Here is a 22136-nt window from a genome sequence, read left to right on the forward strand (position 1 = left end):
CATGACGCAGACCGACCTGCACCCTGTCGTCTCCGATGTGCGCCGCCCCGAAGGGGATTCGCTGTGCGACATCGTCGACCGCCGCCACCTCACCCCCGCCGTGGAGTGGCTCGACAACCATCCGCCGCACGTCATCGCCGAGCAGCTGGCCCGCATGGACGCGGTCACCGCCGGCATGGCCTTCCGGCTGCTCGACAAGGACCGCGCGCTCGCCGTGTTCGAGGAACTCGAGCCCGTCGACCAGCAGCAGATCCTGTCCGGCCTGCGCGATCAGAGCTTCCGGGACCTCGTCGAGGACATGGACCCCGATGACCGCGCCCGCATGCTGCGCGAGGCGCCGGCCAAGGTGGCCAAGAAGGTACTGGCCGGGCTCAGCCCGCGCGAACGGCGCATGACCGCCACGCTGCTCGGCTATCCGGAGGGGTCGGTCGGGTTCTACATGACGCCGGAAGTCGTTGCGCTGCCGCGGAATCTGCCCGTCACCGAGGCGCTGCAGACCGTCCGGGCCAAGGGCAGCACCGCCGAGACCGTCTACACGCTGCCGGTCGTGGACGCGGGCCGCCGCCTGATCGGCGTGGTCGAACTGCGCGATCTGGTGCTCGGCTCACCGGACGCCATGATCGCGGATCTGGTTGCGGCCGAACCGGTCTCGGTGCGCGCCACCGACTCGGCGGAGCGGGCGGCCCGGCTCATGCAGGGCGCCAACCTGATCAATCTGCCGGTGGTGGACAGCGAGGACCGCCTGGTGGGCCTGCTCACCATCGACGACGCCGTCGAGGTCATCGAGGCCGCCGACTCCGAGGACATGGCCCGGCAGGCCGGCACCACCCCGTGGTCCGGGCACTACATGGCCGCGGGCGTGTTCCAGCTGGCCCGCTACCGCGCCCTGTGGCTGATGCTGCTGCTGGTCGCCGCAACCCTGACCGTCACCGTCACCAACTTCTTCGAGCCGACCCTCGAGCAGGCCGCGCATCTGGCGCTGTTCATCCCCCTGCTCATCGGTTCCGGCGGCAATGCGGGCGCCCAGGCCGCGACCACCTGCGTGCGCGCGCTGGCGGTCGGCGAGGTCCGGGTCTCGGACCTGTTCGCCGTGATCTGGCGGGAATGCCGGGTCGGCCTGCTGCTGGGCTGCATGCTGGCCGCGGTCGGCATGGTGATCGGCACGCTGTTCGTGGGCGTGAAGATCGCCATGGTGGTGGGCATCGCGCTGGTGATCATCTGCGCCTGGGCGGCGACCATCGGCGGAACCATGCCGCTGCTGGCCAAGAAACTGCGCATCGACCCGGCCGTCATCTCCGCGCCCATGGTGACCACGCTGGTGGACGCCACCGGGCTGGTCATCTACTTCACGACCGCGAAAGTGGTGCTCGGGATCTGACACGGTGGTGCTCGGCATCTGCACGGTGGTGGTGGGCAGCTGATCGGCAAACCCGGGGCGGGTACGGACACGCCGACCCCGGGTCGTTGTGACGGATTGCACCGCTGTAATTTTCTGCAGTCGGTGGCGTGCTTGCCCATCCCCGTTTCGCATTCTCGCAGGACAGCGCGAGGACACGTGAATACACAACTTCTTGTGCTGCATGGGGATGTCACCTACCAGTAGTAGTGTTCAGGGTAAGGGAATTCCGCAGGGTCCGGTGAGCTGAGAAGGGTGTGTGAGCGGGCGTGAAACTGATCGATCGGGTGACGGCGATCAACTGGAACCGCGTGCAGGACGAGAAGGATGCCGAGGTCTGGGATCGGCTCACCGGCAACTTCTGGTTGCCGGAAAAGGTCCCGGTCTCCAATGACATCCCGTCCTGGAACACGTTGACCGCCAATGAGAAGCAACTCACCATGCGGGTCTTCACCGGCCTCACCCTGCTCGACACCATCCAGGGCACGGTCGGCGCGGTCAGCCTCATCCCGGACGCGCTGACCCCGCACGAGGAGGCGGTGCTCACCAATATCGCCTTCATGGAGTCGGTGCACGCCAAGAGCTACAGCTCGATCTTCTCCACGCTGTGCTCCACCCGCGAGATCGACGAGGCCTTCCGCTGGTCCGAGGAGAACCGGAACCTGCAGCGCAAGGCCGAGATCGTGCTGGCGTACTACAACGGCGAGGACCCGCTCAAGCGCAAGGTCGCCTCCACCCTGCTGGAGTCGTTCCTCTTCTACTCCGGCTTCTACCTGCCCATGCACTGGTCCTCGCGGGCCAAGCTCACCAATACCGCCGACATGATCCGCCTGATCATTCGCGACGAGGCCGTGCACGGCTACTACATCGGCTACAAGTACCAGAAGGGCCTCGAGCTGGTCTCCGAGGCCGAGCGCGAGGAACTCAAGGCCTACACCTTCGAGCTGCTGTTCGAGCTGTACGAGAACGAGGTCGAGTACACCCAGGACCTCTACGACGAGGTCGGCCTCACCGAGGACGTCAAGAAGTTCCTGCGCTACAACGCCAACAAGGCCCTGATGAATCTCGGCTACGAGGGCCTGTTCCCCAAGGACGAGTGCGACGTCAACCCGGCCATCCTCTCGGCCCTCTCGCCCAACGCCGACGAGAACCACGACTTCTTCTCCGGCTCCGGCTCCAGCTACGTCATCGGCAAGGCCGTCAACACCGAAGACGAGGACTGGGAGTTCTAACCCGTTTCCCCGAGCCTTCAGCGCACCTGACCTGAAAGGCAACGGCCCCGAGCAGATTCGCTCGGGGCCGTTTGCCAAACGTGACAACTGATTTCGCAACGTTCGGGGTAACTCGTCGGGTACCCCTGAAATCGGGTTGCTCCTCACCGCCGGCACGCGTGCCCGGCTTCCACGGCTCTCAGCTGTGCGCTGAAGGCCCGGGGAGGCGGGGAGCTCAGTCCGTGACGTATCCGTTGAGGTTGTTGCGGACGTCGTCGAGCAGGGCCCGGGCGGCGGTGATGCCGCTGCCGTGCCAGATGGTGTCGTCGACGGCGAACTCGCGGCGGTCGCTCACGGCGGCGAGCTGTTTCCAGTTGTCGCCCTGCATGATCGACTTGCCGTAGTCGAGGCCGTCCTTGCCGTCGAACATGAGGAAGATGAGGTCGCCCTCGATCCGGTTGCGGGCGTCCTGGGTGCTCAGGCTGGTCACGTCGAAGGAGTCCCCGCGCTGCGGCTGCGGCCGCTGCACGCCCGCGTCGCCCAGCACCTGCGCGGCGAAGCTGTTGTCGCCCTGCACCTGAATGGCATTGGGCTCGAAGCGGATCACCGACGCCTGCGTGAGGGCGGCATTGGCGGCGACGCCCGCGTCCTTGGCGGCCGTGCGGTAGTCGTCGAGCGCCTTGACCCCGGCGGTCTTGCGGTTCATGGCCTCCGCGAAACCGGTGAAGGTGGCCTGCCAGCCGTTCTCCGCACCGACCAGCACCGTAGGGGCGATGCCCTTCAGCGCGTCATAGCCTGAGCTGTCGGCGGCCGGGCCGATGATCAGATCCGGCTTCAGCTCCGCGATCTTCGCCGGATCCGGGTGGCCCACCAGGCCGACCGAAGGAATATCGACGACGCCGGTGCCCAGGTAGCCGGGCTGCGGTGCGGGACCGGCGAGCGTGGTCGCGCCGACCACGCGCTCCCACAGCCCCAGCGCACAGGTGGCGTCCAGCGCGGACGTGGAGAGCACCACGATGCGCTTGGGGTCGGCCGGCACCTCCGAGGTGCCCGCGGCATGGGCGACGGACTTCGTGCCCGCGGCCGAGTCCGGGCTGGACGGCAGCGGGCACGCCTTGGAGGTGTCGCGCTCGATCCCGACCACGCCCGCGCCCGCGATATTCGTGGTGGTGCGCACGATCGAGGCGGAGTTGTCATCGGTCTTGCTGCACCCCGCGACCAGGCCCACCGTCACCAGCGTGGCCGCCGAGACCAATCCCACACTGCGCAAATGCCGCAAAGATCGCCAAAAGGGAGCGACCGCGGAGGAGGTGGAGGCGAACGTATTTCTGGTGGAAGGCGTCTCGCGCACCGGCATGCGGGGCAGCCTACAGCCGTGTCCGTCGACTCCCAATTACGACACCGGCGCCGCCGAAATACGACACAGAGTAGGACCCGGAGCGAGCGTCATCCGAACACGGTTTACGATCTGTCACAGCGCAAGCCACCGTCGTTCGTCATGTGCCGAACCGGACGCCGGAAGCAGCGTACGAACGATGGCATACCTGTGGAGGTTTCGTGACTGCCGTAGAACCGCGGCCGGCCAGCCTTGTGGAGGCGGCTCGGCCCTATCCTCAAAGGACGGGTCCGAAGGGATCGTTCATCTACAAGATGGTCACCACGACGGACCCGAAGGTTCTCGGCGTCATGTACCTGGTGACGGCCATGTCCTTCTTCATGGTCGGCGGCATCATGGCGCTGCTCATGCGCGCCGAGCTGGCCCGCCCGGGCATGCAGTTCCTGTCGCCGGAGCAGTTCAACCAGCTGTTCACCATGCACGGCACGATCATGCTGCTCTTCTACGCGACCGCGATCGTGTTCGGCTTCGCCAACATCATCCTGCCGCTGCAGATCGGCGCCCCTGACGTCGCCTTCCCGCGTCTGAACGCGTTCAGCTACTGGCTGTACCTGTTCGGCGGCACCATGGCGACCGCCGGCTTCATCACCCCCGGTGGCGCGGCCGACTTCGGCTGGACCGCCTACGCCCCGCTGTCGGACATCGTCCACTCCCCGGGCGTCGGCGGCGACCTGTGGATCCTGGGTCTGGCCGTCTCCGGTCTGGGCACCATCCTCGGTGGCGTCAACATGCTCACCACCGTGGTCTGCCTGCGCTGCCCGGGTATGACCATGTTCCGGATGCCGATCTTCACCTGGAACATCGCCGTCACCTCGGTGCTGGTGCTGCTGGCCTTCCCGCTGCTCACCGCGGCCCTGTTCGGCCTGGCCTACGACCGCCACCTGGGCGGCCACATCTACGACCCGGCCAACGGCGGCGTGCTGCTCTACCAGCACCTGTTCTGGTACTTCGGCCACCCCGAGGTCTACATCATCGCGCTGCCGTTCTTCGGCATCGTGTCGGAGATCTTCCCGGTCTTCAGCCGTAAGCCGATCTTCGGTTACACCACGCTGGTCTACGCGACGCTGGGTATCGCGGCGCTGTCCATCGCGGTGTGGGCGCACCACATGTACGCCACCGGTGCCGTTCTGCTGCCGTACTTCTCGTTCATGACGTTCCTCATCGCGGTGCCGACCGGTGTGAAGTTCTTCAACTGGATCGGCACCATGTGGCGCGGTCAGCTCACCTTCGAGACCCCGATGCTCTGGTCGGTCGGCTTCCTGGTGACCTTCCTCTTCGGTGGTCTGTCCGGCGTCATCCTGGCCTCGCCGCCGCTGGACTTCCACGTGTCCGACACCTACTTCGTGGTCGCGCACTTCCACTACGTGCTCTTCGGCACCATCGTGTTCGCCACCTTCGCGGGCATCTACTTCTGGTTCCCGAAGATGACCGGCCGCATGATGGACGAGCGCCTCGGCAAGTGGCACTTCTGGGCCACCTTCGTGGGCTTCCACACCACGTTCCTGGTGCAGCACTGGCTGGGCAACATGGGTATGCCGCGTCGCTACGCCGACTACCTGCCCTCGGACGGCTTCACCACGCTGAACACCATCTCCACGATCGGTGCCTTCATCCTGGGTTCGTCGATGCTGCCGTTCATCTGGAACGTCTTCAAGTCCTACCGCTACGGCGAGGTCGTGACCGTGGACGACCCGTGGGGCTACGGCAACTCGCTGGAGTGGGCGACCTCCTGCCCGCCGCCGCGGCACAACTTCTACGAGCTGCCGCGCATCCGTTCCGAGCGTCCCGCGTTCGAGCTGCACTACCCGCACATGGTCGAGCGCATGCGCGCCGAGGCCCATGTCGGCTGGGGCTCCAAGTCCCACACCGTCAAGGAGCTGGACAAGGTTTCCAGCTAGTCGCCTGACAGCCTGAACAACACTGCGGCACCCGTCTCACGACGGGTGCCGCAGTGTTTTGCGGGGTGATCGGTCGCACTCGTTTCGTATAGCTGCCGGTGACGGGCCCGCCCGGCTTTCCCTCGACAAGCGCACTGTGCAACAGTTGTCATATGCATGATTTAGTGGTTCGGGAGCGGCCGGGAACGAGCGCGGCGGCGTGGCGCGATGTCGGTCATCTGGCCGACTTCACCGCGACCCCGCGAATGCTGTTCATCGCGGCCCTCGCCGTGCCCATCGGAGCGCTCGGCGCCTGCGCGGCCTGGGCGCTCTCCCATCTCATCGCGCTGATCACCAATCTGGTCTGGTACCAACGGCTCAGCGCCGATCCGGTGTCCGCCGGCGCGACGCACCACAATCCGCTGCTGATTCTCGGCGCGCCTGTGCTGGGCGGCCTGATCGTCGGGCTCATGGCCCGCTACGGGTCGGAGAAGATCCGCGGCCACGGCATGCCCGAAACCATCGAGGCGATCCTGCTGGGCGGCAGCAAGGTCGCGCCCCGGGTCGCCGCGCTCAAGCCGGTGTCGGCCGCGGTCTCGATCGGCAGCGGCGGACCCTTCGGCGCGGAGGGACCGATCATCATGACGGGCGGCGCGCTCGGCTCGCTGCTCGCGCAGTTCCTGCACCTGACCGCGGACGAGCGCAAGGCGCTGCTGGTCTCCGGCGCGGCCGCGGGCATGGCCGCCACCTTCAATACGCCGTTCGCGGCGCTGTTGCTGGCGGTCGAACTACTGCTGTTCGAGTGGCGGCCACGCAGTTTCGTGCCGGTCGCGACCGCGGTGTCGGTGGCGGCGGTGCTGCGCCCGGCACTGCTCGGCTCGGGCGCGCTGTTCCCGGCGGCGGGCACGCTGCACATCACCGCGCTCACCTGCGCGCTGTGCGTGGTCTCCGGCATAGCGTGCGGCCTGCTGGCCGTGGTGGCGACCCGGTTGGTCTATGCCTCCGAGGACGGCTTCCGGCGGCTGCCTGTGCACTGGATGTGGTGGCCCGCCCTGGGCGGGGTGATCATCGGCGTCGGCGGGCTGTTCGTGCCGCAGGCCCTCGGCGTCGGCTACGACGTGATCGGGGCCGAACTCGACGGGTCGATCGGACTGGGCCTGGTGGTCGGCATCCTGATCGTGAAGACCCTGATCTGGTCGCTGTCGCTGGGATCCGGCACCTCGGGCGGCGTGCTCGCGCCCATGTTCATGATCGGCGGCGCGCTCGGCGCGCTGGAGGCGCACGTGTTTCCCGCCGTGGGCCCGGGCTTCTGGGCCCTGATCGCACTGGCCGGGGTGCTCGGCGGCGTGATGCGCTCACCCATCACCGGGGTGGTGTTCGCCGTCGAGCTGACCCACCGCTTCGACACACTGCTGCCGCTCATCATCGGCGCGTGCACGGGCGTACGCGTTCTTGGTGCTGGTGCTCGAGCGGTCGGTGCTGACCGAGAAGATCGCCCGCCGCGGCTTCCACCTGTCCCGCGAATACAACGTCGACCCGCTGGAGATCCTGTTCGTCGGCGAGGTCATGCAGCGCGATGTGCGGGCCTTCGTCGGCGACGTCACCGCCGGGGCCGCGCTGACCGCCATCTCCGGCCACGATCCCGCCGAGCTGGTGGGCCGGCGGCAGATGCTCTACCCGGTCCTGGACGTCGACGGCCGCCTGCTCGGCGTCGTCACCCGCACCGCCCTCGAAACCGTCGTGCACGATGGCGAATCCGGCCTGACCCTCGGCCGGCTGTGCATCCCCGCCACGGTCACCCACCCCGACGAGACCCTGCGCGCGGCCGCAATGACCATGGCCGCCAACGACATCGACCGCCTCCCGGTTGTGGATCGCAACAATCCGGACATTGTGCTCGGCATGGTCAGCCTCACGATGTTGCTCGCCGGCCGGGTCCGTGACCACCACGAGGAACATGCCGCCCAGCGCATTCTGCGCCTGCCGACGATCCGGCCCTCCCGCGTCGAGGTCGGCGCGACGGCCTAGCGCCATGATCGATGTGCTGCTATTGGCTGATGGAGGATCCGGGAGCGATGTCGGAAACAGGACTGTCCACGGAGTGGTCGCGTGCGCTGGGGCTGCGGCTGCCGGTGGTGAACGCGCCGATGGGCGGGGTGGCCGGCGGCAGGCTGGCGGCCGCGGTCGCGGCGACGGGTGGCCTGGGCATGATCGGGATGGGGAGTGCGGGGTCGGTGGAGGCCCTCGAGCGGGAACTGCCGCATGTCGCCGACGCTGCCGGTCCTGTCGGGATCGGTCTGGTGGATTGGGTGGTGGCCGCTCGTCCCGGGCTGTTCGAGCTCGCCCTCTCGGCCGCACCCGCGCTGCTGTCGGTGAGCTTCGGGTCCGACCTGTCGTGGGCCGACCGGGCTCGCGCCGCCGGAATCTGCACGGCGACACAGGTTTACACCGTCGACGATGCCCGGCGTGCGCACGATGCCGGCATCGATGTCCTGGTGGCACGCGGTCTGGAGGGCGGCGGGCACGGCGCTCCCGAACTGGCGACCCTACCGCTGCTGGAGGCCGTGCTCGACGCCGTGCCGGGTCCGGTACTGGCCGCCGGTGGGATCGGCTCGGCGCGCGGGGTCGCCGCGATGCTGGCCGCCGGAGCCTCGGGCGTGTGGCTGGGGACCGCCCTGGCCGCCTGTGCCGAATCGCTGCTGTCGCCGGGCGGCCGGCGGGCCCTGCTCGCGGCCGAGGACACCGACACCATCGTGACGCGGACCTTCGACGTCGGCATGGAACTGCCCTGGCCGCAGCGCTTTCCGGCCCGGGTGCTGCGCAACGACTTCACCGCGCGCTGGCACGACCACCTCGCCGAGCTGGCCGCTGACTCCGCCGCGCGGTCCGAGCTGACCACCGCCGGTGCCGCCGACGACCCGCGTATCGCCCCGGTCGACGCGGGCCAGGGCGTCGGCCTGGTCACCGCGGTGCGCCCGGTCGCCGGCGTGCTGACCGAAATGTGTTCGGGCGCCGCGCGCCTGCTCGGGCGCTGACACATCGACCCTCGGTCAGCTGTCGCCCTGGCCTCCGGCGGTCCGGTCGCTGACCTCGGGCGGCGTGATGCCCGCCACCGTCGGCGGCGGTCGGCGCGGTCCCGTTCGCTCCGACCTGACAGAATGAGCTGCCGCCGCATGTCGGGCGGGACAGGCAATCACATGGAACGGAGTTATCGATTGAGTGCAAGCGCGGGGAGGCGGAGCGCTGACACGACGGTTCTGGTCACGGTCACCGGACCCGACAAGCCGGGCGTCACATCGGTACTTCTGGCCGCGCTGGCCAACAGCGCGGTCAGCCTGCTGGATGTGGAGCAGGTCGTGATTCGCGGCCGGCTCACCCTGGGCGTGCTGGTGTCGTGTCCCACCGATCCCGAAGCGTTGCAGGATCAGCTCGAGGACGCCATGGCCTCCATCGGCATGGATGTCGATGTGGAGATCGGGGCGAGCGCCGTCTCGGGCGCGAAGCTGTCCACCCACGCGGTCGTGGTGCTGGGTTCGCCGGTCACCGCCCGCGCCTTCAGCGGCATCGCGCGCAAGCTGGCCGCGCAGCGGGTGAACATCGACTCAATTCGCGGCATCGCCGACTATCCGGTCACCGGCCTGGAACTCATGGTCACCGTCCCCACCGCCGACGCGGACGCCGAGACCGAGCTGCGCACCGCGCTGGCCACGGTCGCCGCCAAGGAGAGCGTGGACGTCGCCGTCGAGAGGGCGGGTCTGGCGCGACGGGCCAAGCGGCTCATCGTGTTCGATGTGGACTCCACCCTCATCCAGGGCGAGGTCATCGAGATGCTGGCCGCGCACGCCGGTGTCGAGGAGGAGGTCCGCAAGGTCACCGAGGCGGCCATGCGCGGCGAGATCGACTTCTCCGAATCCCTGCGTCAGCGGGTGGCCACCCTGGCCGGGCTGGACGCCTCGGTCATCGACGAGGTCGCCGAGCGGATCGAGCTCACCCCCGGCGCCCGCACCACCATTCGCACCCTGCGCCGCCTGGGTTTCCGCTGCGGCGTGGTGTCCGGCGGTTTCCGTCAGGTCATCGAGCCGCTGGCGCACGAACTGGAACTGGACTTCGTGCAGGCCAACACCCTCGAGATCCGCGACGGCAAGCTGACCGGCGCGGTGGTCGGGGAGATCGTGGACCGGGAGGCGAAAGCCGTTGCGCTGCGCCGGTTCGCGGCCGAGACCGGGGTGGCCATGGATCAGACCGTCGCGGTCGGCGACGGCGCCAATGACATCGACATGCTCAATGCCGCCGGGCTGGGCATCGCGTTCAATGCCAAGCCCGCGCTCCGTGAGGTCGCCGACGCGGCGCTGTCGCATCCGTTCCTGGACGCGGTGCTGTTCATCCTGGGCGTCACCCGCGACGAGGTCGAGGCGGCCGATGCCCGCGACGGCGGCATCCGCCGGGTGCCGCTGCCGCGCTGAGGCTTGTGGGCGCTGCCGCGCTCAGGTGTGTAGGCGCCCTGCCGCGGGGCCCGCAACCCGTCCAATTCGGTTGCGGCACTCGCAGCTCCGCTCTCGGTACCGTGGTCGGGGGAGTCCGGCCACGATCGAAGGAGAGTCCGTGCGCGTGCGTATGCCGCTGGCAGTGGTGATGGCCGCGCTGGCGCTTGCCGGCTGCGGCAGTTCGACCCCGTCCGAGCACGCGGCGATGCGGGTCGGCGCGGACTCCGACGGCAAGGACGTGAGTCTCGTGGTCGGTCAGGAACTGATCATTACCCTCGAGGCCAACCCGACCACCGGATACGCCTGGATGCTGGGCGGTCTGGATCAGAACGTGGTGAAGCAGAACGGCTCGCCGGAATACGAACAGGACCCGAATCCGGACGGCAAGGTCGGGGTCGGCGGCAAATCGGTGTCGAATTTCGTCGCGGTCGCGGCGGGTTCCACGCGTTTGAGCCTGGAATACAAGCGAGCCTGGGAACAGGGTGTCGAGCCGGCCGAGAGCTTCACCCTGAACCTGACGGTTCATTAGCGGGAACGGTTGTGTAGGAGTGGTTGTGTCGAGCGTCGGATCCACCATCGATGCCGGTTTCGTGGCCAGGCACGCGGAATTGGCGCGGGGATATGGCGGCGGAGGCGATCCGGCGGACCCGGCGCTGGTGCAGGCCATGCAGATGGTGCTGCACATTCCGAAGAACGATCCACCGGCGCGCAGCGCACTTCTGGCAGCCGCCGCCTCGGCGGTGGTGGCGCTGTGCCTCGACGAGCGGGTCGGGCCCGATGGGGAGTGGGAGGAGCGCTATCTGACCTGGAAACGCTCGCGTATTCGCAAGGTGGCGCGGCGGGCGCGCGGGGCGCAATGGCTGGCGGCGCAGGAAGTCGACGGTGTCACAGTCGATTTCGCGGGTGCGCAGGCGCGGGCGCTGGTGCCGGGACCGGTCGGCGAGGTGGATCCGCGCATCCGGCGTCTCCAGATCAGCGGCACCGAACTGCCGGTGCAGGAGGAGATCGCAATCGATCCGGAATTTCCGGTGCTATGGGTGAACGCGGAACTGGGTATGACTGTAGGGAAAGCTGCGGCGCAGGTAGGGCATGCCAGTATGTTGCTGGCAGGCGCTCTGCCGGTGCAGCGGGCGTATGCATGGGCCGCGCAGGGATTCCGGTGCACCGTCGCGGAGGCCGATCCGGGCCGCTGGGCGGAGTTGCAGCGGCGGGTGGCCGAGGGCAGCGCGGTCGCGGTGCGCGATGCCGGTTTCACCGAGGTGGCACCGGGGTCGACGACCGTGATCGCGGTGGCGTAGTGCGGATGTCGCACTAGCGAAACCGGACGGTCGGCGCACTGACCCATATGGGCAGTGCATATCGACTTCCCCGGACGGGTGGGCAAGGATCGATTCACGTTTCCTCGAAAGGAAACCACCGAAATGACAACACTGCTGGTTGTTCTCATCGTGTGGGCGGCGCTCTCGGTCCCGGCGGCACTCATTCTGGCGCGCATGTTCCGGTCCACGCGGGCGGATGCCCGGGACCGCGGGTTGGCGGGCCCGGAGCGCGAACCATCGGAATTCGATGGCGGCGCACACGAAATCGCTTATCGCCATCGCAATTCCGGAGAGGACACGCACCGAGTTTTCCCACCACGTTGACGAGCGGCCAGGGCGGTGGGCCAAGATGGACCCCGTGCCGCAACCGGATCCCGATCTGCTCATCGATTTCAGCGACGTCACCGTCCGACGTTCCGGACGTACCCTGGTCGGTCCGGTCACCTGGCAGGTGGAGCTGGACGAACGCTGGGTCGTGCTCGGCCCCAACGGCGCCGGCAAGACCTCGCTGCTGCGCATGGCCGCCGCCGAGATGCACCCCACCTCCGGGGTCGCCAACCTGCTCGGCGAGACCCTGGGCCGGGTCGACATCAACGAGCTACGCCCGCGCATCGGCCTGTCCTCGGCCGCCATCGCCAGCCGGGTCCCGCTCGACGAGAAGGTCGCCGACCTGGTGGTCTCGGCCGGCTACGCGGTGATGGGCCGCTGGCGGGAGAACTATGACGACATGGACACCGACCGGGCCGTCGACATTCTGGAAAGCCTGGGCGCGGAACACCTTTCCGATCGCGCCTACGGGACGCTGTCGGAGGGGGAGCGCAAGCGGGTGCTCATCGCCCGGGCGCTCATGACCGATCCGGAGCTGCTGCTGCTCGACGAACCGGCCGCCGGACTGGATCTGGGCGGGCGTGAGGAGCTGGTCGAGCGGCTCGGCGATCTCGCCGCCGATCCGGATGCGCCCGCCACCGTGCTGGTCACCCACCACGTGGAGGAGATTCCGCCGGGCTTCACCCACGGCATGCTCCTCAATGAGGGGAGTGTGGTCGCGCAGGGTTTGCTCACCGATGTGCTGACCTCCGAGAACCTGAGTGACGCGTTCCGCCAGTCGATTCAGCTGGACCGTATCGAGGGGCGCTACTTCGCGCGCCGCAGCCAGCGTTTCGGGCGGCACCGCAACCGCTGAAAGCTGCCTCCCGCAACCTGTCTCGCGAACCGCGGCGCGCTGCGATTGCATCCGCCGCCACCGCCGGGCAAACTATCCGCAACTGCCGCGGATGGAGGGAGCTGGCTGTGGGCCGGAGCATCGGCGCCATCACGATTCTGGCCATCGCGGTGGTCGCCACCGGATGCGTGGCCGATCCACCGGCCGCCCAGCGGGTTTCGAATTCGCACGCGGCGGAGACCCTGGGCAGGGCCACGGTCCCGTCGGACCTGGACGGTAGGACGGTGCAGCTCCGCTATGACAGCGGCTCGGGCGGCACCATTGTCTTCTCGGCGGACGGGCGCACCCTGACCTACACCGCGGCCGACACCGGACGCCGGTCGACCACGCCGGTCGCGGTCGCGTCCATCGAGGCCGGCATCTTCCTGGTTACCTGGACCGACGACACCGGCGCGGTGGTCAGCCAGGTGCAGGACTATCGGACCGGCAAGGTGGAGGGCACCTGGACCCGGCGCGATGACGCCGGTCGGGCCGTCATCGAAACCCGCATCGGATCAATTCATGTGACCGACTGATCATCGGTCCATGTGATCGACTGACCGGCGAACCCGCAGCACGTGGTATCGCTTAGCGGGGGCAACGGTTATGGTGCGAAAGGTGAGCGAAGCAATGGCCCAGTCCGAATCCCAGCCCGCGGCCGCGCCCGACAAGGCTGTGCCTGTCAAAGACGCGTCCACGGTCATGCTGGTGCGCGACGGTGCGCACGGGCCCGAGGTGTTCCTGCAGCGTCGAGTGGGTGGCATGGCCTTCGCGGCCGGCATGACCGTCTTCCCGGGCGGCGGCGTCGACCCCTCCGACGCGTCCATCGCACTCGACTGGGCCGGACCCGAACCCGCCTGGTGGGCAGAGCGATTCGGCATCGACGCCGGCCGCGCCCAGGCGCTGGTCTGCGCGGCGGTGCGCGAGACCTTCGAGGAGTGCGGAGTGCTGCTCGCGGGACCGACCGCCGACAGCGTCGTCAGCGACACCGCGGTCTACGCCGAAGCGCGCGGGCAGCTGGAACGCCGCGAGTTGTCCTTCGCCGAATTCCTCACCCGCGAGAACCTGGTGCTGCGCGCCGACCTGCTGCGCCCGTGGGACAACTGGATCACCCCCGTGATCGAGCCGCGCCGCTACGACACCCGCTTCTTCGTCGCGGTGCTGCCGGAGGGGCAGCTCGCCGACGGCGCCACCTCCGAGGCCGAGGTGGTCGCCTGGTGCACCCCCGCCGAGGCCATCGACCGTTGGCGCGAGGGTGTGGACGTGCTGCTGCCGCCGACCTGGACCCAGCTCGCGGCGCTGAACGAATTCGCCTCCACCGCCGAGATTCTCGCGGTCAGCAGGGACATCACCCCGATCATGCCGGTGTACGACCCATCGGGTGGCGGTCCGGCGCTGGCCTTCCCGCACGCCGACCGCTATTTCGCCGAGCTACCCGACAATTCGCGCATCCGCGGTTCGCAGCGACCCGAGTAGCGCCCGCCCGGGCGGGGCGTCCCGGTGCCCGGGGCCCGAAGTAGGGTGATCGGCTGTGGCCGAATTCGTGACCGTGGACCGGGGAGTGGCGGAGCATGTCGCCGTGCTCCGCATCGCACGCCCGCCGATGAATCTGATCGATCTCCAGGTGGCGCTGGAGGTGGCGGCGGCCGCCGAGGAGATCGCGGCCGACGCGTCGATCGCGGCCGTGGTGGTCTACGGCGACGAGCGGGTGTTCTCCGCCGGTGACGAACTGGCCGAACTGGCCCGGCTCACCCCCGAGCAGGCGCAGGCCATGGCCGGCGATTTCCAGTCGGCGCTGGGCTGCCTGGCCCGGCTGCCGCAGCCGACCGTGGCCGCCATCAGCGGATACGCCCTCGGCGCGGGGCTGGAGCTGGCCCTGGCCGCGGACCGCCGCATCATCGGCGACAACGTGAAACTGGGTCTGCCGCAGATCAAGGCCGGGCTGATTCCGCTGGCCGGTATCCGCTGGTTGAGTCTGCTGATCGGCCCCTCGCACGCCAAGGACCTGGTGTACAGCGGCCGGTTCGTGGATCCGGAGGAGGCCGCGGCGCTCGGGCTGGTCGACGAGGTGGTCGCGCCCGACGAGGTGTTCGCCGCGGCCCTGCGGTGGGCGAAGCAGTTCACCGACGGTCCGCGGGCGGCTCTGGCCGCCGCCAAGCGGGTGTTCGAGGCGGGCACGCACGGCCACGATCGGGCCCGTCGTGAATGGGCAGATCTGTTCGGCACCCAAGATCAGCAGGTTGGAACACGTTCTTATTTGGTCGACGGTCCGGATGCGACCCGGTTCACCGGGCGTTAAGCAGCCCGATAACACCGTTCACCGGGGTATTCATTAGGCTGCCCTGCATGACAGTTGGTCCTGAAGACCCCGCGCCGAACCCGCACGCCACCGAGGCGGAGGTCCAGGCCGCGTATAGCGACAACAAGCTCGCCCAGGTCCTGTATCACGACTGGGAAGCCGAGACCTACGACGACAAGTGGTCCATCTCGTACGACGAACGCTGCATCGAGTACGCGCGCGGCCGCTTCGACGCCGTCGCCCCGAGCGCCGAGCTGCCCTACGACCGGGCCCTCGAACTCGGCTGCGGCACCGGCTTCTTCCTGCTGAACCTGATGCAGGCGGGTGTCGCCAAGCGCGGCTCGGTCACCGACCTGTCTCCGGGCATGGTCAAGGTCGCCACCCGCAACGGTCAGAACCTGGGTCTGGACGTGGATGGCCGGGTCGCCGACGCCGAGACCATCCCCTACGAGGACGACACCTTCGACCTCGTCGTGGGCCACGCCGTGCTGCACCACATCCCGGATGTGGAGCTGGCGCTCAAGGAGTGCCTGCGCGTGCTGAAGCCGGGTGGCCGGTTCGTGTTCGCGGGTGAGCCGACCACCATCGGCAACCTCTACGCCCGCAAGCTGGGCCAGGTCACCTGGAAGATCACCACCGAGATCACCAAGCTGCCGTTCCTCAGCGACTGGCGTCGCCCGCAGGAGGAGCTCGACGAGTCCTCCCGCGCCGCCGCCCTCGAGGCCGTCGTCGACCTGCACACCTTCGACCCGTCCGACCTCGAGCGCATGGCCCGCAGCGCCGGCGCCGTCGAGGTGCAGGCCAAGACCGAGGAATTCGCCGCCGCCCTGTGGGGCTGGCCGGTGCGCACCTTCGAGGCCGCCGTGCCGGACGAGAAGCTGACCTGGCGCTACCGCATGGCCCAGTACAAGGCGTGGCTGGCGTTCTCGGCCCTCGACGAGAAGGTGCTGCGCCACGTGGTGCCCCGCCAGTTCTTCTACAACGCCATGATCACCGGCGTGAAGCCCGGCGCCTCCGCCAAGTAGGCCGGTCCACGAATCCCCGTGGGCTACGCCTTCTCTCGCGCTGATATCGCCTACCTCGCCAGTCCGGCCGGCGCGGCCGCCCTGGCCGGGGCAGGCGATTTCGCGCTCACCCCCGCCTCGCTCCTCAAGGACCTGGAGCGCATCCGCCGCGACCACGGCGACCATGCCCCCGCCCTCGTGGAAACGGTCCGCCTGCGCCGCCGCGCCGCCGCCAAACTCGAGGGCGCGGGCGAGTGGCTGTTCACCGACGACGCCCTCCAGCAGGCCACCCCGTCACCCGTGGCCCGCCACCGCGCCCGACGCCTCGCGGGCCGCACCGTTCACGACGTCACCTGCTCCATCGGCGCCGAACTCACGGCCCTCGCCGACGTCTGCCCCGGGGTCATCGGCAGCGACCTCGATGACATCCGCCTCGCCATGGCGGCACACAATATCGCCGCGCGACGAAATGTATTGCTGGTCAAGGCGGATGCGCTGGTGCCGTGCAGTACCGCTGAGGTCGTGATCGCCGATCCGGCGCGGCGGGCGGATGGGCGGCGGACGCACGATCCGGCGAAGCTGCAGCCGCCGCTGCCGGATCTGCTGGCGGCCTACACCGGGCGGGACCTGGCCGTGAAGTGTGCTCCCGGACTGGATTTCGACAAACTCGGGTGGGAGGGGGAGATCGAGGTCGTCTCGCTCGACGGGGCGGTGCGGGAAGCCTGCCTCTGGTCACCGGGTTTGGCGGAGCCGGGTGTGACCCGTCGTGCGACCGTGCTCTCGTCCACCGGCGCGCCCTGGACACTCACCGATGCCGATCCCGACGATATCCCCGAGCGTGGGCCGGGGGAGTGGATCATCGACCCGGACGGGGCGGTCGTCCGTGCGGGGCTGGTGCGGCACTACGCCGCGAAACACGGGCTGTGGCAGCTGGATCCGCGCATTGCCTACCTGACCGGTGACCGGGTTCCGGAGGGTGTGCGGGGGTTCCGGGTGCTCGATCGGATGGAATTCCGGGAGAAGCCGCTACGGGCCGAGTTGCATCGGCGCGACTGCGGTCCACTGGAGATCCTCGCGCGCGGCGTCGATATCGACCCGGACGCGCTCCGTGCCCGGCTCAAACCGCGAGGCTCCCAGCCGCATACGCTGGTCGTCACCCGAATCGGCCGGGCGGCAACGGTTTTCCTCTGCGCCACGCCCTAGCGCGGCGTCTCCGCCCCGGCAGCTCGCCCTGTTTCAGCCCTGATAGCTGACGTGGGTGGGCCGCATGACGAGGACGACGCGGTGCGGATGGTCGCCGACCGGCTTGTCGTAGGCCAGGCCATACCGCTGCGCCAGCACGTCGAAGAACTCGCCCTGGCGGTCGGCGTCGATGCGTTCGATGACGCCGCGTACCTCGAGGTAGCGGTAGGGAGCTTCGGGATCGTTGATGCTCACCGCCACGTGCGGGTCGCGAGACGTATTGCGATGCTTGGCGCGAGTGGTGGTCGTGGTGAAGCGCAGGTACTCACCGTCCCAGATCTGCCAGACCGGGGTGACCTGCGGGGTGCCGTCCGGATTCAGGGTGGCCAGGTGCGCGAACAGCGGACGGGTCAGCAGGTCGGTGTACTTCTCGGGGATGACGGGGTGGGTCACGGTGTGCTCCTTCAGAGTTGGGAGATCTCGACGATGCGGAAGCCGGCGGGGACGCCGTCGCCGTAGGGGCCGTTCTTGTCGAACTGGGAGACCGTGACCAGCGCGTGGCCGACGGTGTGCACGATCGAAGTGGGGATGTCGAGCGCGGGGTCGGTGACCCGGTGCTGCAGTTCGGCTTTCGCGCCGTCGTCGCCGAGCCGCCAGCGGGACACGGCGTTCCCCTTGTTGTGCACCACCCACAGGGTGTCGCCGCGCAGTTCCAGGCCATCGCCGTCGAGTGCGTCGCCGCCGGTGCGGGCGACCCGTTGCACGGTCGGCTGCGGTCCGGTCGAGACCCGGTAGAGGTCGCCGTTGGTCATGTCGACCACGATCAGGTACCGGCCCGCGTCGTCGGCGGCAATGCCGTTGAGGGTCATGGGATTCCGTGCGGCCGGGTCCTTGGCGGCGCCGAGGTCGAGGTGGACCCGCAGTTCGCCGCCGTGACCGCCGTGCGCGAGCGCGTCGGCGAGCTGGTCCGGTCCGATGCGGTAGACCACGTTCCGCACGCTGTCGGTGACATAGACGCTGCCGTCCGGGGTGATGGCCAGATCGTTGACGAACGGCTGCCCGGCGGCCGGCACGTCGAAGCGGGCGAGCAGAGCGCGAGTCCCGGTGTCGTACACCGTGATTCCCGCGGTGTGGTCGATCACCCAGAGCCGCCCGGCGGCATCGACCTGCACGCCGTTGGCGGTCCGGCGTCCGTCCGCGCCCGCGGCCAGGAAGGTCTCGGCCGCGGTCGTGCCCGGCGTGGCCCGGTAGATCGCGCCGGTGAGGAACGAGCTGGCGTACACGTCGCCGGTGCGCGGATCGACGGTGATGCTCTCCGGATACGCGCGCTCGGGCAGGTCGTACGCGGTGGTGATGCGGTCGGGCGCCGGGGTGTCGTGGTCGGGCGCGGCGCCCGGCGCCGCCGCGTCGCCGGTACTGCACGCCGCCGACGCCAGCAGCAGCGCCGCCGTCACCGCGGGCGCGGCCCAGCGGCGAATCGGGTGGGACATAGATCGTGCCTTTCGATCCCGGTGGGTAGAGATGACATTTGAGTGCGAGAGCGAAGATAGATTAGAACTCTAATGATCGTCAAGGCTCGAACAACTGCGTGAGCTATCATGCCCGGGTGACGTCGATGCCGGTCGAAGAACGCCTGGGGACCTTCATCAAGCGCGCCGAACAGGCGCTGATGGGTGCGAAGAACGCCGCCCTCAAACCCGCGGGCGTGACGATCCCGCAGTACGCGGCCCTCTACGTGCTGAGTGAGAACCCGGGCATTTCGGCGGCCGAGCTGGCGCGGCGCTGCGGCGTCACGCCGCCCACCATGAACACGGTGCTCACCAATCTGCGCGAGCGCGGCCTCATCGAGCGCACGCCGCACGCCTGGCATCGCAATGTGCTCGAGACCCGGCTCACCGAGGAGGGCCGCACCGTCATGCACGCCGCCGACAAGCGGGCGGTCCCGGTCGAGCGCGCGCTGGCCGCGGAGTTCAGCGATGCCGAGCGGGAGGCGCTCGTGTCCATGCTCGAACGCGCGGCCACCCTGCTCGATTCGGTGCGGCCGGACTGATCCCTAACGGTCGCTGACGGCGCCGAAGTCGGCGACGAATCTGGTGAGCAGCCGGGCGAATTCGGTGCGGTCCCGCTCGCCCCAGGCCGCGGTCGCCTCGGCGAAGACGGCCTGCCGGTTGGCGTGGGCGCGGTTCAGTGCGGTCTGCGCGGCCGGCGTCAGGTGCAGGTGGATGCGTCGTGCGTCGTGCTGGTCGGCACGGCGTTCCAGCATGCCTTCGCTGACCGCGCGTGCCACCAGGCGGCTGGCGCGGGGCTGATCCACGCCCAGCGCGGTCGCGATATCGGTGACGGTGGCCTCGCCGTCGCGCGCCTCGACCGCGTCGAGCACGCCGAAGATGGTCGGATCGACGGCCGGTCCGCCCCCGCGGGCCGCGAATCTACTGAGCGCACGCCGGGTCTGGCTGCGCCGGATCGCCACCATGGCGCGCTCGATGGCGACGATCGCGGGGTCGTTGTCCTTCACGCTTGTCATCGTACAATTACTTGCTAAAGTACATGTATATGTAATGTGACAACTGATTGGACACGCTCATGACCGACACCCCGAAGCCGATCGGCTACTGGTTCAAGCACATCGACAAGACCCTCGAAGAGAACTTCGCCGCCCTGCTGGCCACCGAAGGGCTGGTGCGCCGCCACTGGCAGATCCTGCACACCCTCTCCGGCGGCCCGCTCGACCCCGCCGGACTCGATGTGGCGCTCGCGCCGTTCCTGAACGCCCAGGACCCCACGGCCGCACCGTATCTCGGCGCACTGGCGGGCCGAGGCTGGATCGTGCTCGATGACGCGGGCAGCCACGCCCTCACCCCGGAAGGCATCGACGTGCACGCAGAACTGTTCCGGCGCATCCAGATTCAACGGCGGGCCGTCACCGAGGGCCTCAGCGACGACGACTACCGCACCCTGCTGGATCTGCTGCGGCGCGTCTCCGCGAATGTCGACGCGTTCGCGCTGACCCTGCGGTAGCGGGGGCCGTCACGGCCGAGGTGGCACCCGCTCGACCCGGGTCCAGCCCTTCCAGCCCCGCTCGGCCAGGATCGCCATGAGCCGTTCGACGACCGGTGAGGTCTCGAGCATGGTCGTATCCAGCAGGTCGACGAAATGATCGTCCATCACTTCGATGTGGAGCGGGGCAGCATCTTCGCGCTGCTCGGCGCATCGAAGTCCACGCCGCTCAGCACTTCGAGCTGTCCGTACGACTTCTCGAGACCCCGCACCCGGATGGCCGGGGCGTTGTCCGTTTCGGTCGTTGTCATCGTCCTTCGCCATCCCGGAGCTGTTCCGGTCGTTCCGGGAGACTCCCGGCACCAGGATGGAGGGTCGACCCAGCGTCAGGGTCAAGCCGGAGGCGGTGTCACTTCTCGGGTTTGAACACGAACAGCTCACCGATGCGGGTGGTCACCACGACCTCGCCCTGATCGCCCACGGCGGTGGCCACGGTCGTGCCCTGCGCGCCGGGCAGCTCGTTCGACTGCACCGTGGCGCCGGTCTTCGTGTCGAAGGTGACCAGCGTCAGCTTGTCGCCGATCGGCGCGACCGTGTACCCGGTCCCGCCCGCCGTCTGGACCGGCCGCCCGCGCAGCTCCAGATCCTTGCGTTCCCAGGCGATCTCGGCGCTGCCACCCTTGTCTCGCAGCGCGACCAGATGACCCTCGTCGCCGGCGGGGACCAGCAGTCCGTCGGCCACCGAGATGCCGCCGCGGGCCGGGAAACCCAGATCCTGCACCCATTTGGTGTGCCCGGTGGCGGCGTCCACGGCCAGCAGCCGGTTGGTGTTGTCGCCGACATACACCGTGGACCCGTCGGCCGACAGCGCCGGGCTGGTGGCGCTGCCCTGCTCGAGCAGCTGCGCGGTCCAGTCGACGTGAATGTCCTTGCCGCCGTAGGTGAGTGCGATCAGCGCGGCCGCCTTGTCGCCCGGCTTCCACACGGTCGCGTAGAAACGCCCCGACTTCTGGTCCACCGCCGACACATTCGCGATCGGGCACTGCGGTCCGCCGGTCGCGCAGTCCTCCAGGCCCTGACCGTCCGGTGGCCGGCTCAGTGACGGGTTGGTCAGGAAGTCGGGCTCGCCGAGCAGCTGGAAGGTGGACACCTGCCGATCGCCGGTCTGCCGGCTGAGCACGTCCACCTGTCCGGACTGGGTCACCGACAAGACATTTCCGTCACCGGTGAACTGCACCGATACCGGTGTCCCGGCGGCCGGGGTGCGCCAGCGCGGCTGCCCGAGATTGTTGAACGAGTTCACCGCGCCGTCGTCGCCGACGTACACATTGCCGATGCCGTCCACCGCGGAGCCGCCGTCGACGGCGCTGGGACCCATCGGATTGCAGAACCGCTTGCGCCCGGTCGGCATCTGGAACGAGAGAATATTGCAGGCGTTGGCGCGGGTGGTGACGTACAGCTGCCCGTCGCCGCCGATGGTCACCGGCTGCGCGACCGGACCGCCCACGGGGCGAGACCAATTCAGCGCCAGCTTCCGCGACCCGGTAACCGGACTCGACCCGCTGTTGTGCGCGTCGCGGAAGGCCAGCGGCCACCCCTTGCCCGGGCCCACGCCGATATCGTCGACCTTGGTGCTGCCGTACGCGCACGCGGTCAGTGTGAACAGCCCGGCGCTCGCCAGGGCCAGCACCTTCGCCCCGGTGCGGGTGCGTCGTTCACGTCCGGTCCGCCGCCTGCCGTTTCGCACCTGCTGGTGTCCCTTCTGCCAGT

Annotated in this window: 24 protein-coding genes and 1 pseudogene; 18 read left to right on the forward strand and 7 right to left on the reverse strand. The window is 68.9% G+C overall.

Going from position 1 to position 22136, the window contains the following annotated elements:
- Window position 1: 1 nt before the first annotated feature.
- Together mgtE and nrdF are read left to right on the forward strand one after the other, a co-directional pair.
- Window positions 2-1378, forward strand: coding sequence for a magnesium transporter (mgtE, locus tag ACQP1O_RS08820; RefSeq protein WP_433565348.1), 1377 nt, complete (start codon window positions 2-4; stop codon window positions 1376-1378).
- A gap of 287 nt (window positions 1379-1665) precedes the next feature.
- Entirely contained in the window at window positions 1666-2628 is a 963-nt protein-coding gene (gene nrdF, locus ACQP1O_RS08825; protein WP_402769549.1) for a class 1b ribonucleoside-diphosphate reductase subunit beta, read from the forward strand.
- A 214-nt stretch (window positions 2629-2842) separates the two neighbouring features.
- Here the strand turns inward: nrdF and ACQP1O_RS08830 are convergent, their stop codons facing one another.
- The gene (locus ACQP1O_RS08830) at window positions 2843-3868 is read right to left on the reverse strand and encodes an ABC transporter substrate-binding protein (protein WP_433567625.1); all 1026 of its coding nucleotides are present in this window, start codon (window positions 3866-3868) and stop codon (window positions 2843-2845) included.
- 296 nt (window positions 3869-4164) lie between these two features.
- On the opposite strand from ACQP1O_RS08830, the gene ctaD reads away from it, so the two are divergent.
- The 14 genes and pseudogenes from ctaD to ACQP1O_RS08900 all read left to right on the forward strand — a co-directional run bounded on the left by ctaD (window position 4165) and on the right by ACQP1O_RS08900 (window position 17390).
- Window positions 4165-5901 carry an aa3-type cytochrome oxidase subunit I gene (gene ctaD / locus ACQP1O_RS08835; protein ID WP_433565349.1) on the forward strand — a complete coding sequence of 579 codons (1737 nt, stop codon included), beginning with the start codon at window positions 4165-4167 and terminating at the stop codon, window positions 5899-5901.
- A 488-nt stretch (window positions 5902-6389) separates the two neighbouring features.
- A pseudogene (locus ACQP1O_RS08840) lies at window positions 6390-7265 on the forward strand (chloride channel protein); the annotation flags it as partial.
- 70 nt (window positions 7266-7335) lie between these two features.
- A complete protein-coding gene (locus tag ACQP1O_RS08845) occupies window positions 7336-7908 on the forward strand; it encodes a CBS domain-containing protein (protein WP_433565350.1) in 573 nt (190 codons plus the stop codon).
- A gap of 47 nt (window positions 7909-7955) precedes the next feature.
- The gene (locus tag ACQP1O_RS08850) at window positions 7956-8915 is read left to right on the forward strand and encodes an NAD(P)H-dependent flavin oxidoreductase (RefSeq protein ID WP_433565351.1); all 960 of its coding nucleotides are present in this window, start codon (window positions 7956-7958) and stop codon (window positions 8913-8915) included.
- 180 nt (window positions 8916-9095) lie between these two features.
- Window positions 9096-10343 carry a phosphoserine phosphatase SerB gene (gene serB / locus ACQP1O_RS08855; protein WP_433565352.1) on the forward strand — a complete coding sequence of 416 codons (1248 nt, stop codon included), beginning with the start codon at window positions 9096-9098 and terminating at the stop codon, window positions 10341-10343.
- A gap of 139 nt (window positions 10344-10482) precedes the next feature.
- Complete coding sequence (locus tag ACQP1O_RS08860) at window positions 10483-10893, forward strand: protease inhibitor I42 family protein (RefSeq protein WP_433565353.1); 411 nt, start codon at window positions 10483-10485, stop codon at window positions 10891-10893.
- Between the two features lie 25 nt (window positions 10894-10918).
- Window positions 10919-11662 carry a peptidyl-tRNA hydrolase gene (locus tag ACQP1O_RS08865; RefSeq protein ID WP_433565354.1) on the forward strand — a complete coding sequence of 248 codons (744 nt, stop codon included), beginning with the start codon at window positions 10919-10921 and terminating at the stop codon, window positions 11660-11662.
- Window positions 11663-11716: 54 nt separating this feature from the next.
- Entirely contained in the window at window positions 11717-12007 is a 291-nt protein-coding gene (locus ACQP1O_RS08870) for a hypothetical protein (RefSeq protein WP_379437706.1), read from the forward strand.
- Between the two features lie 25 nt (window positions 12008-12032).
- Window positions 12033-12866, forward strand: coding sequence for an ABC transporter ATP-binding protein (locus tag ACQP1O_RS08875; RefSeq protein WP_433565355.1), 834 nt, complete (start codon window positions 12033-12035; stop codon window positions 12864-12866).
- A gap of 107 nt (window positions 12867-12973) precedes the next feature.
- Window positions 12974-13420, forward strand: coding sequence for a MoaF-related domain-containing protein (locus ACQP1O_RS08880; protein ID WP_433565356.1), 447 nt, complete (start codon window positions 12974-12976; stop codon window positions 13418-13420).
- A gap of 94 nt (window positions 13421-13514) precedes the next feature.
- Window positions 13515-14360 carry an NUDIX hydrolase gene (locus ACQP1O_RS08885; RefSeq protein WP_433567626.1) on the forward strand — a complete coding sequence of 282 codons (846 nt, stop codon included), beginning with the start codon at window positions 13515-13517 and terminating at the stop codon, window positions 14358-14360.
- 55 nt (window positions 14361-14415) lie between these two features.
- Entirely contained in the window at window positions 14416-15183 is a 768-nt protein-coding gene (locus ACQP1O_RS08890) for an enoyl-CoA hydratase-related protein (protein WP_433565357.1), read from the forward strand.
- A 47-nt stretch (window positions 15184-15230) separates the two neighbouring features.
- Window positions 15231-16208 (forward strand): class I SAM-dependent methyltransferase, encoded by a 978-nt coding sequence (locus ACQP1O_RS08895; protein WP_356997469.1) that lies wholly within the window; start codon window positions 15231-15233, stop codon window positions 16206-16208.
- An 18-nt stretch (window positions 16209-16226) separates the two neighbouring features.
- Complete coding sequence (locus ACQP1O_RS08900) at window positions 16227-17390, forward strand: THUMP-like domain-containing protein (RefSeq protein ID WP_433565358.1); 1164 nt, start codon at window positions 16227-16229, stop codon at window positions 17388-17390.
- Between the two features lie 33 nt (window positions 17391-17423).
- On the opposite strand, the gene ACQP1O_RS08905 is transcribed toward ACQP1O_RS08900, so the two are convergent.
- Together ACQP1O_RS08905 and ACQP1O_RS08910 are read right to left on the reverse strand one after the other, a co-directional pair.
- Entirely contained in the window at window positions 17424-17822 is a 399-nt protein-coding gene (locus ACQP1O_RS08905) for a PPOX class F420-dependent oxidoreductase (protein WP_433565359.1), read from the reverse strand.
- 11 nt (window positions 17823-17833) lie between these two features.
- Window positions 17834-18859, reverse strand: coding sequence for an SMP-30/gluconolactonase/LRE family protein (locus ACQP1O_RS08910; RefSeq protein ID WP_433565360.1), 1026 nt, complete (start codon window positions 18857-18859; stop codon window positions 17834-17836).
- 125 nt (window positions 18860-18984) lie between these two features.
- On the opposite strand from ACQP1O_RS08910, the gene ACQP1O_RS08915 reads away from it, so the two are divergent.
- Entirely contained in the window at window positions 18985-19419 is a 435-nt protein-coding gene (locus ACQP1O_RS08915) for a MarR family winged helix-turn-helix transcriptional regulator (protein WP_433567627.1), read from the forward strand.
- 3 nt (window positions 19420-19422) lie between these two features.
- Here the strand turns inward: ACQP1O_RS08915 and ACQP1O_RS08920 are convergent, their stop codons facing one another.
- Complete coding sequence (locus ACQP1O_RS08920) at window positions 19423-19884, reverse strand: MarR family winged helix-turn-helix transcriptional regulator (protein WP_433565361.1); 462 nt, start codon at window positions 19882-19884, stop codon at window positions 19423-19425.
- 68 nt (window positions 19885-19952) lie between these two features.
- Between ACQP1O_RS08920 and ACQP1O_RS08925 the strand changes: the two genes are divergently transcribed.
- Complete coding sequence (locus tag ACQP1O_RS08925) at window positions 19953-20387, forward strand: MarR family winged helix-turn-helix transcriptional regulator (RefSeq protein WP_433565362.1); 435 nt, start codon at window positions 19953-19955, stop codon at window positions 20385-20387.
- Between the two features lie 9 nt (window positions 20388-20396).
- Here ACQP1O_RS08925 and ACQP1O_RS08930 read toward each other — a convergent pair whose 3' ends face one another.
- From ACQP1O_RS08930 to ACQP1O_RS08940, 3 genes are all read right to left on the reverse strand, one after another.
- Window positions 20397-20534 carry a hypothetical protein gene (locus ACQP1O_RS08930; protein ID WP_433565363.1) on the reverse strand — a complete coding sequence of 46 codons (138 nt, stop codon included), beginning with the start codon at window positions 20532-20534 and terminating at the stop codon, window positions 20397-20399.
- On the reverse strand, window positions 20534-20677 hold the full coding sequence (locus ACQP1O_RS08935) for a hypothetical protein (protein WP_433565364.1): 144 nt from the start codon (window positions 20675-20677) through the stop codon (window positions 20534-20536). Before ACQP1O_RS08935 ends, ACQP1O_RS08930 begins: the two co-directional genes overlap by 1 nt.
- Window positions 20678-20775: 98 nt before the next feature.
- Window positions 20776-22113: a PQQ-binding-like beta-propeller repeat protein gene (locus ACQP1O_RS08940; protein WP_433565365.1), complete on the reverse strand. Its 1338-nt coding sequence runs from the start codon at window positions 22111-22113 to the stop codon at window positions 20776-20778.
- Between the last annotated feature and the right edge of the window lie 23 nt (window positions 22114-22136).

It is taken from the genome of Nocardia sp. CA-151230, from assembly GCF_050942175.1.
GTDB lineage: Bacteria > Actinomycetota > Actinomycetes > Mycobacteriales > Mycobacteriaceae > Nocardia.

Coding starts and splice junctions, on each gene's coding strand:
- mgtE (WP_433565348.1), top strand. CDS start 2: ATGACGCAGACCGACCTGCACCCTGTCGTCTCCGATGTGCGCCGCCCC.
- ACQP1O_RS08850 (WP_433565351.1), top strand. CDS start 7,956: ATGTCGGAAACAGGACTGTCCACGGAGTGGTCGCGTGCGCTGGGGCTG.
- ACQP1O_RS08875 (WP_433565355.1), top strand. CDS start 12,033: ATGGACCCCGTGCCGCAACCGGATCCCGATCTGCTCATCGATTTCAGC.
- ACQP1O_RS08885 (WP_433567626.1), top strand. CDS start 13,515: ATGGCCCAGTCCGAATCCCAGCCCGCGGCCGCGCCCGACAAGGCTGTG.
- ACQP1O_RS08895 (WP_356997469.1), top strand. CDS start 15,231: ATGACAGTTGGTCCTGAAGACCCCGCGCCGAACCCGCACGCCACCGAG.
- ACQP1O_RS08910 (WP_433565360.1), bottom strand. CDS start 18,859: ATGTCCCACCCGATTCGCCGCTGGGCCGCGCCCGCGGTGACGGCGGCG.
- ACQP1O_RS08915 (WP_433567627.1), top strand. CDS start 18,985: ATGCCGGTCGAAGAACGCCTGGGGACCTTCATCAAGCGCGCCGAACAG.
- ACQP1O_RS08925 (WP_433565362.1), top strand. CDS start 19,953: ATGACCGACACCCCGAAGCCGATCGGCTACTGGTTCAAGCACATCGAC.
- ACQP1O_RS08930 (WP_433565363.1), bottom strand. CDS start 20,534: ATGGACGATCATTTCGTCGACCTGCTGGATACGACCATGCTCGAGACC.
- ACQP1O_RS08935 (WP_433565364.1), bottom strand. CDS start 20,677: ATGACAACGACCGAAACGGACAACGCCCCGGCCATCCGGGTGCGGGGT.